This window comes from Dellaglioa sp. CoH-57-MRSF-16 (assembly GCF_056782055.1).
In genome coordinates, this window is the sequence record NZ_JBXAXZ010000039.1 from 1 (window position 1) to 542 (window position 542).

General features: G+C 55.9%; 2 protein-coding genes. One reads left to right on the forward strand and one right to left on the reverse strand.

The genetic code is table 11. The features are described from left to right. Window positions 1–188, forward strand: a 188-nt coding sequence (locus AC1RPH_RS07725; protein WP_481762014.1) for a hypothetical protein, incomplete at its 5' end; no start/stop codon positions are given. A 34-nt stretch (window positions 189–222) separates the two neighbouring features. Here AC1RPH_RS07725 and AC1RPH_RS07730 read toward each other — a convergent pair. Beyond that, the coding region (locus AC1RPH_RS07730) for a hypothetical protein (protein WP_481762015.1) at window positions 223–542 on the reverse strand (320 nt) is incomplete at its 5' end.

Below are 542 nucleotides of genomic sequence, written 5' to 3' on the forward strand. Positions count from 1 at the left end.
CGCGTCTACCGTACACCAAGAAGCTCGCCTTCTTTCAGATCGCGCGAATCGAGATGCTGGAACACAACCATCACGCGACGGCTGCTGTTGCTCCAGTCTCGACACTGCCTGATGACCAGATTGTACGGGTCATGGCGTTCAATGAATTCGTTCGGTGGATTGAACGTGAATTCGCGTTCCAGCATTAAGAACCTCTTGGGGTAGTTGTGGACACTTCTTTATTTACATGGACTGAGTGGCACGCTCAAACTTGGGACGCCACGCCTTGATCGCGTGCGTGAGACGCGAGCGCTGCATTTCCTTACCCATCAGCGTGAACATCTCAGCGTTCTCAAGGAACGCGTGTGAGCGATCCACGTACTGGGTGGGATGACAGCCTGCGGTTTCGTAGAAGAGACCGGTGGCGACGTGCTGACCCGGGTCCGAATACACCATCATCAGGTCCGCATCGCGGATCGACTTCTCCAGTAGCGTACGCGGGCGGCGTCGGAATGCACCATTCTCGAAACAGGTGACACGGATCAGGTCGCGCACCGTTTCCT